Below are 14,581 nucleotides of genomic sequence, written 5' to 3'. Positions count from 1 at the left end.
ACGGTTCACTCCTCGTAGGCGGATGCCGGCGGGCACGAGCAGACCAGGTTCCGGTCGCCGTAGCTGTCGTCGATCCGCCGCACCGGGGGCCAGTACTTCGCCACCGTCACGCCGGCCGGGTAGGCGGCGAGCGACCGCGGGTAGGCGTGCGCCCACGTGTCCGCCGTGACCACCGCCGCCGTGTGCGGCGCATTGCCGAGCGGGTTGTCCCCGGCCGGCCACTCGCCGGCCGCGACCCGGTCGATCTCCTCACGGATCGCGATCATCGCGTCACAGAACCGGTCCAGCTCTGCCAGGTCCTCGCTCTCGGTCGGCTCCACCATCAGCGTCCCCGACACCGGGAACGACATCGTCGGGGCGTGGAAGCCGTAGTCGATGAGCCGCTTCGCGACGTCCGCGACGCTCACCCCGGTCGCCTTCGTGATCGTGCGCAGGTCAAGGATGCACTCGTGCGCGACCAGACCCTCGCTGCCGCTGTACAGCACCGGGTAGTGCTCCCGCAGCCGCGCCGCCACGTAGTTCGCCGCCAGCACCGCCGTCGCCGTCGCCTTCGCCAGCCCGTCGGGGCCCATCAGCCGCAGGTACGCCCACGGGATCGGCAGGATCCCCGCCGAACCCCACGGCGCCGCCGACACCGGACCGACCGGCGCCGCCCCGCCCTCGGCGAACACCGGGTGCGACGGCAGGAACGCCGCCAGGTGCGCCCGGACCGCGACCGGCCCCACCCCCGGACCGCCGCCGCCGTGCGGGATGCAGAACGTCTTGTGCAGGTTCAGGTGCGACACGTCCGCCCCGAACTTCCCCGGCTTCGCGAAGCCCAGCAGCGCGTTGAGGTTCGCGCCGTCGACGTACACCTGGCCGCCCGCCTCGTGCACCTTCGCGCACAGGTCGGCGATGCCCGTCTCGTACACCCCGTGCGTCGACGGGTACGTGACCATGATCGCGGCCAGCCGGTCCCGGTGCTGCTCGATCTTCACCTCGAGGTCACCCAGGTCGACGTTGCCCAGCTCGTCGCAGGCCACGACCGCGACCCGCATCCCGGCCATCACCGCGCTCGCGGCGTTGGTGCCGTGCGCGCTGGACGGGATCAGGCACATGTCGCGCCCCGTGTCACCCCGCGAGTGGTGGTACGCCCGGATCGCCAGCAACCCGGCCAGCTCACCCTGCGAACCGGCGTTGGGCTGTAGCGACACCGCGTCGTAGCCGGTCACCTCCGCCAGCCACCGCTCCAGGTCGCCGATCAGCCTGCGGTACCCCTGCGTCTGCGCCGCCGGCGCGAACGGGTGCACGTTGGCGAACTCGGGCCAGGTGATCGGCTCCATCTCCACCGTGGCGTTGAGCTTCATCGTGCACGACCCGAGCGGGATCATCCCCCGGTCCAGCGCGTAGTCCAGGTCGGACAGGCGCTTGAGGTACCGCAGCATCGCCGTCTCCGAGCGGTGCGTGCCGAACACCGGGTGGGTCAGGTAGTCACTCGTGCGCCGCAGGTGCGCCGGCACCACGTCGGCGGTGTCCAGCGCCGTGACGTCCACGTGCGACAGCCCGAACGCGGCGAGCACGTCGCGCAGGTGCCCGAACGTCGTGGTCTCGTCGCAGGCGACGCCCACCCGGTCGGCGTCCACCTGCCGCAGGTTGATGCCACGGTCCACGGCCGCCGCGACGACCTTCGCCGCCTGCCCGGGCACGACCGCCGTGACCGTGTCGAAGAACGCCTCGTGCGCGGTGGCGACCCCACCGGCGCGCAGCCCCGCGGCCAGCCGCACCGCCATGTCGTGCGTGCGCGACGCGATCCCCCGCAGCCCGTCCGGGCCGTGATACACCGCGTACATGCTGGCCGTCACCGCCAGCAGCACCTGCGCGGTGCAGATGTTGCTGGTCGCCTTCTCCCGCCGGATGTGCTGCTCGCGGGTCTGCAGCGCCAGCCGGTACGCCGGGGCGCCGTCCGCGTCCTTCGACACGCCGACGAGCCGGCCCGGCAGGGTCCGCTCCAGGCCCTTGCGGACCGACATGTAGCCGGCGTGCGGGCCGCCGAAGCCCATCGGCACCCCGAAGCGCTGTGCGCTGCCGACCGCGACGTCGGCGCCGAACGCGCCCGGCTCCCGCAGCAGGCACAGGGCGAGCAGGTCGGCGGCGAACGTGACGATCGCGCCCTGCTCGTGCGCCCGCGCGGTCAGTGCCTCGAAGTCCCGCACCGCACCGGACGCGCCCGGGTACTGCACGTGCAGGCCGAAGTACGCCTCGGGCAGCTCGCCGGCGTCCAGGTCGGCGACGGTGACGGTGATCCCCAGCGGCTCGGCCCGGGTGCGGATGACGGCCAGGGTCTGCGGCAGCACGTCGGCGTCCACCACGTACACGTCGGCCTTGACCTTCGAGGACCGGCGGGCGAGGGTCATCGCCTCCGCCGCGGCGGTCGCCTCGTCCAGCAGCGACGCCCCCGCGACCGGCAGGCCGGTCAGGTCCGCGATCACCGTCTGGAAGTTGAGCAGCGCCTCGAGCCGCCCCTGGCTGATCTCCGGCTGGTACGGCGTGTACGCCGTGTACCACGACGGGTCCTCCAGCACGTTGCGCAGGATGACCGGCGGCGTGTGGGTGCCGTAGTAGCCCAGGCCGATCATGCTGACCAGCGTGCGGTTGGCCGACGCCAGGGCCCGCAGCTCGCCGAGCACCTCGGCCTCCGACGCCGCGAGAGGCAGGTCCAGCGGCTGGTGCCAGCGGATGGAGCCGGGGATCGCGGCGGTCATCAACGCCTCGACCGAGTCGTAACCGACGGTCTTGAGCATCCGCGACTGCTCATCGGGCGACGGTCCGATGTGCCGGCTGGCGAAATTCGTCATTGGCCACACTCTCTAGATCCGGGGTCGGGGATGCACGCCCTCCCCCTCTGTCGTGTGGCCTCCAGAGGTGCCAACCCGTCGCGGTCCTTCTGCCTGAGAGGTTCCGGGGAGGATTTGCCCCTTCGGCGCCGTCCTTGTCGCAGACGATCTCTCCCGCGCGGGTATTGCCGGCGTCGCCCAATCTACCGGTTCCTCGACCATGGTCACGTATGGGTGGCCGACACCACAGCCGCTACGGCATCCTAGGACGCTAGGTTATGATTGGCGGCAGCGGGCGGAGTTGGCGTCGACCATCAGCAGCGAGGCGTCGACCGCCTCGAAGTCCTTGCCGGTGAGGCCCTTCAGCGCGTTGAGCTGACCGTTGTTCCAGCGGTCGTCCTGGGTGCCGGAGAAGAACCACGGCGAGCCGTTGTCAGCGAGGATCGCGCCGTACTGCTTGAGCGCCTGCGCGACCACGCGGGCCTGGGCGGGGAACTTCGAGATGTCGACGGACGCCTTCAGCCGGAAGCGGGCGCCCATCGGCGGCAGCGCCGCGTCGGTCGACGACGAGGCGGCGTGGCGGGCCGGCCACACGTAGGCCTTTTTCGTGCGCGGCGCCGTGAACCGGATGGCGTGATCGATCCGGCCCGCCGCCACCTCCTCCGCGCGCGGCAGCCCGGCGAGGATCGACAGGCCCGCGGCGTCCGCCGACGTCCAGCCGGCCCTGCGCAGGTCGTTGCGGCGCAGGTCGAACACGGCACCCGAGCCGGCCTTCCACGACCCGTCGCCGTTCGGGTGGGCGTCGTAGAGCTCGTACGCCTTGCACGCGGCGGTGTCGTGCACGATGACGTGCCGGTCGCCGTCGGCGTCCGGGCCGCCCTCGATCCGGGCGGTGCGCGGGATCGGGTAGGGGCCCTTGTCGCTCTCGTCGGCGGAGTCGAAGGTGACCTTCACGGTCGCCTGCCCGGCGCCGACCGTCGTCACCGGGATGCCGAACGGCGCGCCGTCGATGAGGCCCGCGCCGAAGTCGGGGTGGGCGTGCGCGGACGCGCCGATGCTGGCCACCCAGGCGGCCGAGTCGCGGTGCACCGGCAACCTCGACACGTCGGCGTGCCAGACGTTGTCCGCCGGGAAGATCGTGCACCCGGCCGCCACCGACGGCGACGGCGTGTGCGCCGACAGCTGCCCCTGCCCGTCCGCCGCCGTCGAAGACGACGACGGGGCCGACGAGCCGTTGGCGGCGGTCGGTGCGGGCTTGCCTGACGAGCCACAACCGCTCGCGCCCACGGTCACCGCGAACGCCACCATGACCGCCGGCCCGGCACTGCGCCTCATGATCCTCCTCGGGTCGGCCCCCGATCCTCACGGACCAGCGGGCACGATACCCGGACCGGGTGTCCGTCCGTCCTCCCCCACGCCCGGCACGCGGGGCTGGCATGATGAGCCGCGATGCTTCCCAGCCGGCGGGCCCGCCACGACCGTGTCTCGGCCGCCCTCGCCGCGTGCGGCGACGACGAACTGCTCGCGGCCCTGCGCACCGCGACCCCGGGTGCGGTCGGGGTCGGCGGCGGGCCCGCGGTGCTCGACGTCGACGGCTCGGCCGTGTTCGCCAAGCGGATCCCGGTCACCGGCCGGGAGCTCGCCCGCCCGCACAGCACCGCGAACCTGTACGACCTGCCGCTCACCTGCCAGTACGGCATGCACCGGCTCGGCGGGCCCGGGTTCGGGGCGTGGCGGGAGCTCGAGGCGAACCGCATCGCCACCGCCGGGGTGCTGGCCGGGGCGACCGGGGCGTTCGCGGTGCTGCACCACTGGCGGGTGCTGCCGGGGCGGCCACCCGTGCCGGACGAGCACCGGGACGTCGAGGCCCTCGTCGCCCAGTACGGCGGGGCGCCGCAGGTGCGGACCCGCCTCGAGGACCTCTCCCGGGCGGACGCCAGCCTCGTGCTGTTCCTCGAGCACATCCCGCACGCGCTGCCCGACACCCTCGACACCGCACAAGCCGAGCCGGTGGAGCGGCAGCTGCTGCAGATCGTGGCGTTCCTGCGTGGCGAGCGGCTGCTGCACATGGACGGGCACTTCGGCAACCTGCGGTCCGGCGACGGCCGGCTCCACCTCGTCGACTTCGGGCTGGCCACGTCGCCGCGGTTCGACCTGAGCGACGCCGAGCGCGGCTTCGTCGCCCGGCACGCCGGCCACGACCGCGACTACGCGGTGACGCGGCTGGTGAACTGGCTCGTCGTCGACCTGGGCCTGGCGGCGATGGACGGCGGGCCCGAGGCGCGTGACGCGGTCGTGCGCCGGTGCGCGGCCGGCGACATCCCGCCCGGGCTGCCGCCGGCCGTGGCGGGCATCCTCGCCCGGCACGCCGCGGCGGCCGCCCGGATGAACGACTTCCACCGGCGGCTGCGGGCCGGCGACCCGCACGCCCGCTATCAGGACGGTTGAGCGGTCAGGTGCGGGCCGCCACCAGGCCGTAGGACGACGGGGTGACGTTCGGGAACACGTCGGCGAGGGAACCGAGGCCGACGGCGTGGACCGCGCCGAACGTGCCGGCGTTCCACCGGGCCAGCAGCGGCGCGAACGCCGGGTGCAGGCCGAACGTGCCGTCGCCGGCGATGACCGACCCTTTCGGCACGGCGATGGTGGGCCGGGCCGTGTAGTAGTCGGGGTCGCCGATCGGCACGACGGCGGACAGCCCGTCGAACCCGCCGCGCAGCGACAGCACGACGACGGTGTCGCCGGTGTACTGAAGCGGGGTGCCCGGCGCGCTCCTGCCCGGCAACCACTCCGCACCACCGCCGGCGTCGGCGCGGCCGGGGTCAGAGGGCCGCGGCGGCGGTGCGGACCGCGGCCGCGAACGCGGCGATCGACGGGTGCGCCGCCGTCCCGGCACGGTACGCGAACCGGGTCCGCCGGCGGGTCGGCAGCGGCGTCAGCACCACCCCGTCCGGCACCGACGGCGGGCGCACGGCCAGCTCCGGCACGACCGCGACGCCCTGCCCGGCGGCGACGAGGGTCAGCACGGTGACGAAGTCGTCGGCGTGGTGGCGGGCGTGCGGCAGGAACCCCTCGGCCTCGCAGGCCCGCACCGTCATCGTGTGGCACAGGGTGCCCGGCCCGGCGAGGATCCACCGTTCGGCGCGGCACGCGGCGAGGTCCAGGGGGCGGGTCGCGGCGAGGTACATCGTCTCGTCCAGCAGCGGGGCGGTGTCCAGCGCCGGGTCGGGGACGATCGGGACCAGGTCGTAGTCGTGCACGAGCGCGACGTCGAGGGTGCCGTCGCGCAGCCGGGCCGGCACCAGCGCCGGGTCCAGCTCGTCGACGGTGAGGTCCAGGGCCGGGTGCTCGCGGGCCAGGGCGGCCAGGGCGGCGGGCAGCAGCGTGCGCACCGCGGTCGGGAACGCGCCGATGCGCAGCGGACCGGACAGGCCGGTGCGGGTCGCGGCGAGCGCGGCGGTGGCGCGTTCCAGGGCGGCGAGCACCTCCTCGGCGTGCGCGGCGAGGACCGCGCCGGCCGGGGTGAGCGTGACGCCGCGGCCGGTGCGGGCCAGCAGCGCCGTGCCGGCCTCCCGCTCCAGCGCGGCGAGCTGCTGCGACACGGCCGACGGGGTGTAGTTGTGGGCGGCGGCGACGGCGGCGATGGTGCCCCGGCCGGCGAGGTCGCGCAGGAGGCGCAGCTTGCGCACGTCGAGCATCAGCTCACCTTATGCTCGCCGTCACGATCGTGAACTGGACCTTCCGCTCGCCGAGCGGCGACGCTGGACGGCATGCAGCTTTCGGGGATTTTCGTGCCGCTCGTGACGCCGTTCGCCGCCGACGGGTCGGTGGCGCTGGACGCGCTGGCCGCGCTCGCCGGCCGGGTGCTGGAGGAGGGGGCGGCGGGGCTCGTCGCGCTCGGCACCACCGGGGAGCCGGCGACGCTGAGCGCCACGGAGCGGGCCGCGGTCGTGGACACCTGCCGGGTGGTCTGCGCGCGGTACGGGGTGCCGCTGCTGGTCGGCGCCGGCGGCAGCGCGACGGCCGGGACGGTCGAGGAGGTCAGGGCGGTGCGCGGCGACGCCGTGATGGTGGTCGTGCCGCCGTACACGCGGCCGGGCGCGGCCGGGGTCCTCGCCCACGTGCGGGCCGTCGCGGCCGCGTCGCCGGTGCCGGTCGTGGTGTACCACGTGCCGTACCGGACCGGGCAGGCCCTCGACGTGGCGACGCTGCTGGAGCTGGCGGCCATCCCGAACGTGGTGGGCATGAAGCTGTCCGACGGCGCGGTCAGCGGCGACACGGTGGCGCTGCTGGGCGCGCTGCCGCCGGGGTTCGCGGTGCTCGGCGGCGACGACACGGTCATCGGCCCGCTGCTGGCGCTCGGCGCCGCCGGCGGGTTCCTCGCCTCGGCGCACGTGGCGACGGGCCGGTTCGTGGCGCTGCACGAGGCGTGGCGCGACGGCGACGTGCGCCGGGCCCGGCGGCTGGGCGCCCGGCTGGCGGCGGTGTCGGCGGCGCTGTTCGCCGAGCCGAACCCAGCGGTCGTCAAGGCGGTCCTGCACGCGCAGGGCCGCATCCCGGCCCCGCACGTGCGGCTGCCGCTGCTGCCCGCGTCCGGGCCGGCGCTCGCCGCGGCGCGGCAGGCCCTCGACGCGTTGGCCGCCGGTGCCACGGCGGGCGCGGCGGCCGGGTGACGTCGCCGTATCGCCGGCGGGCAGTCACCCACCGGCATGGATGGCTCGCGTGCCCCACGAAACCACATACCGGGCGGTTCGACCAGCTTGGCACGGTGGCACGTTCGGGGGATTCCGGGCAGCGGTGCAGGCCGTACCGTCAATGTCGTCACCTAGTGTCACCAACTGAGGGGGAACCGTCATGAGCGACTTCGACACCGGCGCCGACTACGGCCACGTCGAGGCGGGTCAGGAGCACGAGTCGCTGGACCAGCTCCACCAGGTCGAGGCGAGCGAGAACGACTACAACTCGCAGTTCGGCGTCTACGAGCAGGACCACGCCTCCGCCGAGTCGACCAGCTTCGACCAGGGTCACCACGTGGAGTACTCGGACCCGTCGGGTGCGCACTACGAGGAGTCGGACTTCACCTCCTACGACCACAGCGAGGCCGAGGCCGACCACATCTTCGCCGCCGAGGGCAGCGAGTCCTCGCACGCGTCGGCGTTCGGCCAGCTCGACGCGCTGCAGCACCAGCTGGACACGTCGTTCGCCTCCGCCACCGAGCTGCACACCGGCGGCGCCGGCGAGCTCGGCATCGCCTCCAGCTGAGCTTCACCTTCGCAGGTCCCGAGCCGGTCAGCCCCCGCAGCTGGCCGGCTCGGGCGTGTTTGCGGACCGGCGGCGCCGACGTGGCGGCGCCCACAACCACCCGGCGCGGATTGGCCCGCGCCGCCGGGCCAGGGCGGGCCTAGCGTCGAGGGCATGGAAATCCTTCGGTACAGCGCGTTCACCACGGACCCCAAGGGCGGCAACCCGGCCGGGGTGGTGCTCGACGCCACCGGCCTGGACGACGCCGCGATGCAGGCCGTCGCCGCGGACGTCGGCTACTCCGAGACCGCGTTCCTGATCGGCGGCGTGGTCGGTGGCGGCGACGGCGAGCGCATCGGCGTGCGGTACTTCAGCCCGCTCGCCGAGGTGCCGTTCTGCGGGCACGCGACGATCGCGACCGCCGCCGCGTACGCCGAACGGCACGGCCTCGGCCCGCTGCGGCTGCAGTCGCGGGTCGGCCCGATCGACGTGGAGACCCGGGTCGGGGTGGACGGGCTGACCGCGACGCTGCGCAGTGTGCCGCCGCACACCGAGCCGATCGACGCGGCGGACCTCGAGGCGCTGCTGCGGGCGCTGCGGTGGGACGCCGCCGACCTGGACCCCGCGCTGCCGGTGCGGGTGGCGTACGCCGGCGCCCGGCACCCGGTCGTGGCCGCCGCGACCCGGGCCCGGCTCGCCGACCTCGACTACGACATGCCCGCACTCACCGAGCTGATGCGCCGGCACGACTGGACCACGGTGGACCTGGTGTGGCGGGAGTCGGCGACGGTGTTCCACGCCCGCAACCCCTTCCCGCCCGGCGGGGTCTACGAAGACCCGGCGACGGGCGCGGCCGCCGCCGCGTTCGGCGGTTACCTGCGCGAGCTCGGGCTGGTCGACGTACCGGCGACGCTGCGCATCCATCAGGGGCACGACCTGGGCCGGCCGAGCCTGGTCACGGTCGAGCTGGACGCCGCGCCCGGCAGCGGGGTCGCGGTCACCGGCACAGCGGTGCCGATCCCGTGAACCGGCCCTGTGGCCGGCCCTGCGACCGGCTCCATGACCGGCTCTGAACGGCGGAAGCGTTGGCCGGTGTACCGCGGGGAGGGCTGATCCGTCCGCGGACATCGGCCAACGCTCTACGACGTGAGGCAGGCGGTGCCTCCGGTGTGCACCCGCCGGGTCAGCAGCTCGACGCGAAGCCGATCACGGCGATCGAGTTGCACGACACGTTGATCGGCACCTGGACGGTGGTCGAGGTCTGGTTGCCGTTGAACAGGCCCACGTTGTAGCCGCTGGTCCAGCCGCCGTTGCTGTTGTACGCGTACGCGCCGCCGCCACCGTTGCTGCCGTTGCCGTTGCCGTTGCTGTTGCTGTGGTACGAGTTGCTGTTCGCGTTGCTCTTCTTGTGCTTCTTCTTGTGGCTGGTGGCGTTCGCGTTGCCGTTACCGTTGCCGTTGGAGCTGCCGGCGCCGCTGGAGCTGCCGCCGTTGCCGTTGTAGGCGTAGGCGCCGCCGGAGCAGTTGGCATTCGCGAAGCCGACGATCGCCACTGCGTTGCCGCAGATGTTCACCGGAACCTGGACCGTGGTCGAGGACTGGTTGCCGTTGAACAACCCGACATTGGGCCCGCTGACCCAGTCGGCGTGGGCGGCGGTGCCGGTGAGCGCGAGGCCACCCAAGGACAGCGCGGCGATCTGCACCGACCGGATGAGCCAGCGATTCATGATGACGACCTTTCGACGAGTGATCGACGGTGTACGTCCGTCGCGACCCCCACTAAACCCGAAATGCGAGTCGTGGACGGATATTTCGCGAAAAACAGTCACGCAATGCACCCGCAAGGTTACGTAATGTAGCCGCTCCGGCGTGGCGCCGAGACTTGCCGGTCCCGGCGATACTCGGGCCATGCACGCACCCGCCCGAGCCACCGCCGCGCTGCTGGCGGCGGCCCTCGCCGGCGGCGCGCTCGCCGGCTGCTCACCCCCGGAGGAGCCGCTGATGGCGGTCGGCCGCGACGCCGGCGGCCGCCCGGTCCTGCACCTGCGGCTGTGCGGCGACGACCGCACGGTGGCCAAGGCCTCGCTCATGCTGCGCGGCCCGGACCCCACGCCGGACATCACCGGCGGCGGGTCCGCGACCGCCGTCGCGGAGGTCCCGCTGTGGCGGATCTGGAACGCCGCCGGGATCGGCACCACGTGGGCGATCGAGATCGGAACCACCCCGGCGGGCTGGCGCGAGGAGCCCGACCCGGCCGTGCCGCCGGGGCCGATCGCCTACACGCCCGCGGCGCGGTACCGCGTCATCGCCCTCACCTCGCCGCCGCACATCCGGTCGGTCACCTTCACCCTGGCGGACCTGGACGGGCTCGAGGACGGCCAGGTCCGGGGCCACCGGGGGCACGGCGGCGGGGAGACCACCCTGACCCTGCAGCAGTTCCGGGAGCAGGCCGGCGACGCCTGCTGAGCGGGCGTCAGTCGGCCCTGACCCGACGGCGGCGGCGCCACAGGTACACCAGCGACACCGACACCAGCAGCAGCCCGGCGACGACCAGGGCAGCCGTCTCGTAGCGGTGCAGCAGGGCACGGACCCGGTCCAGGTTGCCGCCGGCGAAGGCGCCGACCGACACCCACAGCGCGGTCCAGGCGGCGCCGCCGATCGCGTCGCGGACCGCGTACTGCCGCCAGGGCAGGGCGATGGTGCCGGCGATGAGGCCGTTGGTCTGGCGCAGGCCGTCGATGAACCGGGCGACCACCACGATGTTGCGGCCGCGGCGGGCGAAGAAGTCCTCGGCGCGGGTCAGTCGCGGCTCGGTGATCCCGACCCGCCGGCCCCAGCGCAGGATGACCGGGCGGCCGGCCCGGCGGCCGAGCCAGAAGCCGAGGTTGTCGCCGGCCACGGCGGCGGCGAAGGTGATCGCGGCGACCAGCGGCAGGCTCATCTGCCCGTGCCCGGCGAGCACCGCGGCGGCCACCACCACGCTCACCGCCGGGGTCGGCACGCCGATCCCCTCCAGCAGCACGAGCAGGGCGAGGGCCGGATAGCCGTAGCGCTCCAGTTGCTCCACGGGACAATGAGATCATGTCGAGTTGGTACGAGACACACATCGACCGGCAGATCCGCGAGGCCCAGGAGCAGGGCCAGTTCGACAACCTGCCGGGTGCCGGCAAGCCGCTGCCCGACCGCGGCGAGCTCTACGACGAGGACTGGTGGATCCGCGACCTCGCCCGGCGGGAAGGGCTGCCCGGCGGGCTGCCGCCGACGCTGCGCCTGCGCCGCGAGGTCGAGGACCTGCCGGAGCGGCTGGCGTCGCTGCGCACCGAGGAGCGGGTGCGGGCGGTCGTCGAGGAGCTCAACACCCGCATCGAGCGGGCCCGGCGCGGGTTGCTGGAGGGGCCGGCGACGATCCTGCCGGCGCTGGACGCCGAGGAGGTCGTACGGCGGTGGCGGGCCGGGCGTTGACATTGCGCGTGACGCCGCTTACGTTCTGCACAACTGTTAGTTAATTTACCTATTAGTTGGCGGAGGCAGCAAATGCCGCTCGGGGGATGCTCGAAGCTACCCACGGCGCTCTCCCCGCCGCCGGCGGCGCTCGGCGGGCGGCGACAACCGGGCGCCTGAACGCGCCCTCCCCGACCGCGGACGTCGGCCGATCTGGCGGCATCGACCGACGTCCGCGCGCTGCCTCCACGATCCCCCATCTGAACGACGTTGGTCAATACGCGCTGTTGACCGGCCGCTTCCGCGTACCACGATCCTCACCGTGGCGCTGTTCCGCTTCGCCCAGCGCGCCTTCGTGCAAGGTGTCCGTCGACAGGAGTCAAAGGTTGAAAATCGCCGTCGTCGGGGGTGGCTCCACGTACACCCCGGAGCTCATCGACGGGTTCGCGCGGCTCGCCCCGTTCGCCTCGGAGATCGTCCTGCTGGACCCCGCCCACGAGCGGCTCGAGGTGGTGGGTGCCTTCGCCCGGCGGCTGATGGCCGCGCAAGGGCACCCGGGCACGCTGCGGTGGACCTCCGACGTCGACGACGCCCTGGCCGGCGCGGCGACCGTGGTCATCCAGCTGCGGGTCGGCGGGCAGGCGGCCCGCATCAGCGACGAGACGTTCCCGCTCGCCTGCGACTGCGTCGGGCAGGAGACGACCGGCGCCGGCGGCCTGGCCAAGGCGCTGCGCACGGTCCCGGTCGTGCTGGACATCGCCCGGCGCGCCGACCCCGGCGCGTGGATCGTCAACTTCACCAATCCGGTCGGGATCGTCACCCGGGCGCTGCTCGACCACGGGTTCAAGGCCGCCGGGCTGTGCAACGTGGCGATCGGCTTCCAGCGCCGCTTCGCCGCCACTCTCGGCGTCGACCCCTCCGCGGTGCTGCTCGACCACGTCGGGCTCAACCACCTGACCTGGGAGCGGGCCGTGTACGTCGACGGCGTCGACCAGCTGCCCCGGCTGCTGTCGGCGCACCTGGACGACGTCGCCGGCGAGGTGCAGATCCCGGCGCCGGTGCTGTCGGCGCTGGGCACCGTGCCGTCGTACTACCTGCGGTACTTCTACTGCCACGACCTCGTGGTGCGGGAGGAGCGCGGCCGGCCGACCCGCGGCGCGAAGGTCGCCGAGATCGAGGCCGAGCTGCTGCGCATGTACGCCGACCCGGCGCTGACGGCGAAGCCGGAGCTGCTCGGGCAGCGCGGCGGGGCGTTCTACTCCGAGGCGGCCGTCGGGCTGATCGCCTCCCTGCAGCACGACGACGGCGGCATCCACGCCGTCAACGTCCGCAACGCCGGCACGATGCCGTTCCTGCCCGACGACGCCGTCATCGAGGTCACCTGCCGCGTCGGCGCCGCCGGGGCCACCCCGCTGCCGGTGTCGCCGCTCGCGCCGCACCTGCGCGGTCTCGTCGGGGCGGTCAGCGCGTACGAGGAGCTGGCCGTCGACGCCGCGGTCCGTGGCGGCCGGGACCGGGTGTACCAGGCGCTGCTCGCCCACCCGCTGACCGGCCAGCACGAGCAGGCGACCCGGCTCACCGACGACCTGCTCGCCGCCAACCGCGACCACCTCGCGTGGCTGTCGTGACCGCACAGATGTACGTGGGGGTCGACGGCGGCAACTCCAAGACCGACGTCGTCCTCGGCGACTCCGACGGCCGGATCCTCGCCCGCGTCCAGGGCCCGACCATCTCCCCGCACGTCGTCGGGCTGCCCGGCTGCCTGGCCGCGCTCGGCGACCTGGTCGCCCAGGCCCGGGCCGCCGCGGCGCTGCCGGAGGCGCTGCCGCTGAGCCAGCTGTCGGCGTACCTGGCCGGCGCCGACCTGCCCGTCGAGGTCGAACGCCTGGCCGCCGGCGTCGCCGGTCTCGGCCTCGCCGACGCCGTCACCGTCGACAACGACCTGTTCGCCCTGCTGCGGGCCGGCACCGCAGCACCCGACGCGGTCGGCGTCGTCTGCGGCGCCGGGATCAACGCCGTCGGCCGCCACCGCGACGGGCACACCTCACGCTTCCCGTCGCTGGGCCAGCTGTCCGGCGACTGGGGCGGCGGGCACCACCTCGCCGCGCTCGCGCTCTACTACGCGGTGCGCGGCGAGGACGGCCGGGGGCGGCCCACCGCGCTCACCGGCGCCGTCACCGCGCAGTACGGGCTGCCGAGCGCCGAGGCGGTCAGCGTCGCCGTGCACCTCGGCGACCTGCCCGCGGGTCGCCTCGACGAGCTGTGCGAGGTCCTGTTCACCGTCGCCGCGGCCGGTGACGCGGTCGCCGGCAAGGTGGTGGCCCGGCTCGCCGGGGAGATCGAGGCGCTGGTCCGGGTGGCCGCCGGCCGGCTGTCGCTGCTGGACACCGCGTACACGGTCGTCCTCGGCGGCGGCGTGCTCACCGCCCGCCACCCGCAACTGCACACCGACGTCCTGGCCAGGCTCGCCGCGCTGTCGCCGCAGGCGTCGGTGGCGGTGCTGTCCTCACCGCCGGTCGCGGGCGCGGCGCTGCTCGCCCTCGACGCCCTGCACGGCGGGCCCGTCCCCGCCACGGTGGAGGCCGCGGTCCGCGCCGGCCTGTGACCGACCGCCCGCCGCCGGGGCAGACAGCGCGTATCGACACCCATTACCGTGCGTGTGGACGGCGTGGCACGGTGGACGGGGGTTCTGTGATGCGTACACGCGTCAAGGTTTTGCTGGTCGTGGGGGTGTGCGGCGCGCTCGCCGCGGGCGTGGCGCTCTGGGCGCTGCGCCCGGACCCCACCCGGGTGCCGATCGACTCCGTCGCCGTCGAGCCGAACACCGGGGGGCGCACGCTGCGGGTCGGGCTGACGTATTCAAGCTGCCTGGAGTTCGACCGGCTGACCAGTGACGAGACCGGCGGTGCCGTGCGGCTGACCGCGTACGCGCACGACCGGCAGACCTGCGGCACCGCGCCGACGACGACGCAGGTCGTGACCGTGCGGCTGGAGCGGCCGCTGTGGGACCGCCCGGTCGTCGACGCCCTCACCGGCCGCCCGCTCACCGTCGCGAGCTGAGCGCTCACACCGGGCGCACGCCCGCCG

The 14,581-nt window shown here is 74.1% G+C and carries 15 protein-coding genes and 1 riboswitch; of the genes, 9 read left to right on the top strand and 6 right to left on the bottom strand.

Annotated elements, in window-relative coordinates:
* Window positions 1-5: 5 nt before the first annotated feature.
* Both gcvP and AB0H83_RS19675 read right to left on the bottom strand, forming a co-directional pair.
* Window positions 6-2,834, bottom strand: coding sequence for an aminomethyl-transferring glycine dehydrogenase (gene gcvP, locus AB0H83_RS19680; protein WP_360095491.1), 2,829 nt, complete (start codon window positions 2,832-2,834; stop codon window positions 6-8).
* 71 nt (window positions 2,835-2,905) lie between these two features.
* A riboswitch (glycine riboswitch) is annotated at window positions 2,906-3,000 on the bottom strand.
* Window positions 3,001-3,089: 89 nt separating this feature from the next.
* Window positions 3,090-4,148, bottom strand: a complete 1,059-nt coding sequence (locus AB0H83_RS19675; RefSeq protein WP_360095488.1) for a hypothetical protein — start codon at window positions 4,146-4,148, stop codon at window positions 3,090-3,092.
* A 114-nt stretch (window positions 4,149-4,262) separates the two neighbouring features.
* Between AB0H83_RS19675 and AB0H83_RS19670 the strand changes: the two genes are divergently transcribed.
* Window positions 4,263-5,261 (top strand): serine/threonine protein phosphatase, encoded by a 999-nt coding sequence (locus tag AB0H83_RS19670; protein ID WP_360095485.1) that lies wholly within the window; start codon window positions 4,263-4,265, stop codon window positions 5,259-5,261.
* A 4-nt stretch (window positions 5,262-5,265) separates the two neighbouring features.
* On the opposite strand, the gene AB0H83_RS19665 is transcribed toward AB0H83_RS19670, so the two are convergent.
* On the bottom strand, window positions 5,266-5,598 hold the full coding sequence (locus AB0H83_RS19665) for a hypothetical protein (RefSeq protein WP_360095482.1): 333 nt from the start codon (window positions 5,596-5,598) through the stop codon (window positions 5,266-5,268).
* Window positions 5,599-5,635: 37 nt separating this feature from the next.
* Window positions 5,636-6,511, bottom strand: coding sequence for a LysR family transcriptional regulator (locus AB0H83_RS19660; RefSeq protein ID WP_360095479.1), 876 nt, complete (start codon window positions 6,509-6,511; stop codon window positions 5,636-5,638).
* 72 nt (window positions 6,512-6,583) lie between these two features.
* On the opposite strand from AB0H83_RS19660, the gene AB0H83_RS19655 reads away from it, so the two are divergent.
* The 3 genes from AB0H83_RS19655 (at window position 6,584) to AB0H83_RS19645 (ending at window position 9,080) form a co-directional block, all read left to right on the top strand.
* Window positions 6,584-7,486 (top strand): dihydrodipicolinate synthase family protein, encoded by a 903-nt coding sequence (locus AB0H83_RS19655; protein WP_360095476.1) that lies wholly within the window; start codon window positions 6,584-6,586, stop codon window positions 7,484-7,486.
* 181 nt (window positions 7,487-7,667) lie between these two features.
* Complete coding sequence (locus AB0H83_RS19650; RefSeq protein ID WP_360095473.1) at window positions 7,668-8,075, top strand: hypothetical protein; 408 nt, start codon at window positions 7,668-7,670, stop codon at window positions 8,073-8,075.
* 153 nt (window positions 8,076-8,228) lie between these two features.
* A complete protein-coding gene (locus tag AB0H83_RS19645) occupies window positions 8,229-9,080 on the top strand; it encodes a PhzF family phenazine biosynthesis isomerase (RefSeq protein WP_360095470.1) in 852 nt (283 codons plus the stop codon).
* Window positions 9,081-9,237: 157 nt separating this feature from the next.
* Here the strand turns inward: AB0H83_RS19645 and AB0H83_RS19640 are convergent, their stop codons facing one another.
* Window positions 9,238-9,780 carry a chaplin family protein gene (locus AB0H83_RS19640; protein WP_360095467.1) on the bottom strand — a complete coding sequence of 181 codons (543 nt, stop codon included), beginning with the start codon at window positions 9,778-9,780 and terminating at the stop codon, window positions 9,238-9,240.
* A 181-nt stretch (window positions 9,781-9,961) separates the two neighbouring features.
* Between AB0H83_RS19640 and AB0H83_RS19635 the strand changes: the two genes are divergently transcribed.
* Window positions 9,962-10,519: a hypothetical protein gene (locus AB0H83_RS19635; RefSeq protein ID WP_360095464.1), complete on the top strand. Its 558-nt coding sequence runs from the start codon at window positions 9,962-9,964 to the stop codon at window positions 10,517-10,519.
* A 7-nt stretch (window positions 10,520-10,526) separates the two neighbouring features.
* Here AB0H83_RS19635 and AB0H83_RS19630 read toward each other — a convergent pair whose 3' ends face one another.
* On the bottom strand, window positions 10,527-11,120 hold the full coding sequence (locus AB0H83_RS19630; RefSeq protein ID WP_360095461.1) for a DedA family protein: 594 nt from the start codon (window positions 11,118-11,120) through the stop codon (window positions 10,527-10,529).
* Window positions 11,121-11,134: 14 nt separating this feature from the next.
* Here AB0H83_RS19630 and AB0H83_RS19625 point away from each other — a divergent pair, with 14 nt between their 5' ends.
* The 4 genes from AB0H83_RS19625 to AB0H83_RS19610 all read left to right on the top strand — a co-directional run bounded on the left by AB0H83_RS19625 (window position 11,135) and on the right by AB0H83_RS19610 (window position 14,554).
* Window positions 11,135-11,515 (top strand): DUF1992 domain-containing protein, encoded by a 381-nt coding sequence (locus AB0H83_RS19625; RefSeq protein WP_360095458.1) that lies wholly within the window; start codon window positions 11,135-11,137, stop codon window positions 11,513-11,515.
* Between the two features lie 365 nt (window positions 11,516-11,880).
* A complete protein-coding gene (locus AB0H83_RS19620; protein WP_360095455.1) occupies window positions 11,881-13,122 on the top strand; it encodes a 6-phospho-beta-glucosidase in 1,242 nt (413 codons plus the stop codon).
* A complete protein-coding gene (locus tag AB0H83_RS19615; protein WP_360095452.1) occupies window positions 13,119-14,099 on the top strand; it encodes a BadF/BadG/BcrA/BcrD ATPase family protein in 981 nt (326 codons plus the stop codon). The genes AB0H83_RS19620 and AB0H83_RS19615 overlap by 4 nt, the downstream gene beginning before the upstream one ends.
* 89 nt (window positions 14,100-14,188) lie before the next feature.
* Window positions 14,189-14,554 carry a hypothetical protein gene (locus AB0H83_RS19610; RefSeq protein ID WP_360095449.1) on the top strand — a complete coding sequence of 122 codons (366 nt, stop codon included), beginning with the start codon at window positions 14,189-14,191 and terminating at the stop codon, window positions 14,552-14,554.
* Window positions 14,555-14,581 lie beyond the last annotated feature (27 nt).

The sequence above is a fragment of the Dactylosporangium sp. NPDC050688 genome (assembly GCF_040654515.1).
GTDB lineage: Bacteria > Actinomycetota > Actinomycetes > Mycobacteriales > Micromonosporaceae > Dactylosporangium.
This window is presented reverse-complemented; position numbering and strand designations above follow the sequence as displayed.

Excerpts from the sequence above, each read along its gene's own strand:
- gcvP (WP_360095491.1), bottom strand. The coding sequence starts at position 2,834 with ATGACGAATTTCGCCAGCCGGCACATCGGACCGTCGCCCGATGAGCAG.
- AB0H83_RS19675 (WP_360095488.1), bottom strand. The coding sequence starts at position 4,148 with ATGAGGCGCAGTGCCGGGCCGGCGGTCATGGTGGCGTTCGCGGTGACC.
- AB0H83_RS19670 (WP_360095485.1), top strand. The coding sequence starts at position 4,263 with ATGCTTCCCAGCCGGCGGGCCCGCCACGACCGTGTCTCGGCCGCCCTC.
- AB0H83_RS19660 (WP_360095479.1), bottom strand. The coding sequence starts at position 6,511 with ATGCTCGACGTGCGCAAGCTGCGCCTCCTGCGCGACCTCGCCGGCCGG.
- AB0H83_RS19655 (WP_360095476.1), top strand. The coding sequence starts at position 6,584 with ATGCAGCTTTCGGGGATTTTCGTGCCGCTCGTGACGCCGTTCGCCGCC.
- AB0H83_RS19650 (WP_360095473.1), top strand. The coding sequence starts at position 7,668 with ATGAGCGACTTCGACACCGGCGCCGACTACGGCCACGTCGAGGCGGGT.
- AB0H83_RS19645 (WP_360095470.1), top strand. The coding sequence starts at position 8,229 with ATGGAAATCCTTCGGTACAGCGCGTTCACCACGGACCCCAAGGGCGGC.
- AB0H83_RS19640 (WP_360095467.1), bottom strand. The coding sequence starts at position 9,780 with ATGAATCGCTGGCTCATCCGGTCGGTGCAGATCGCCGCGCTGTCCTTG.
- AB0H83_RS19635 (WP_360095464.1), top strand. The coding sequence starts at position 9,962 with ATGCACGCACCCGCCCGAGCCACCGCCGCGCTGCTGGCGGCGGCCCTC.
- AB0H83_RS19625 (WP_360095458.1), top strand. The coding sequence starts at position 11,135 with ATGTCGAGTTGGTACGAGACACACATCGACCGGCAGATCCGCGAGGCC.
- AB0H83_RS19610 (WP_360095449.1), top strand. The coding sequence starts at position 14,189 with ATGCGTACACGCGTCAAGGTTTTGCTGGTCGTGGGGGTGTGCGGCGCG.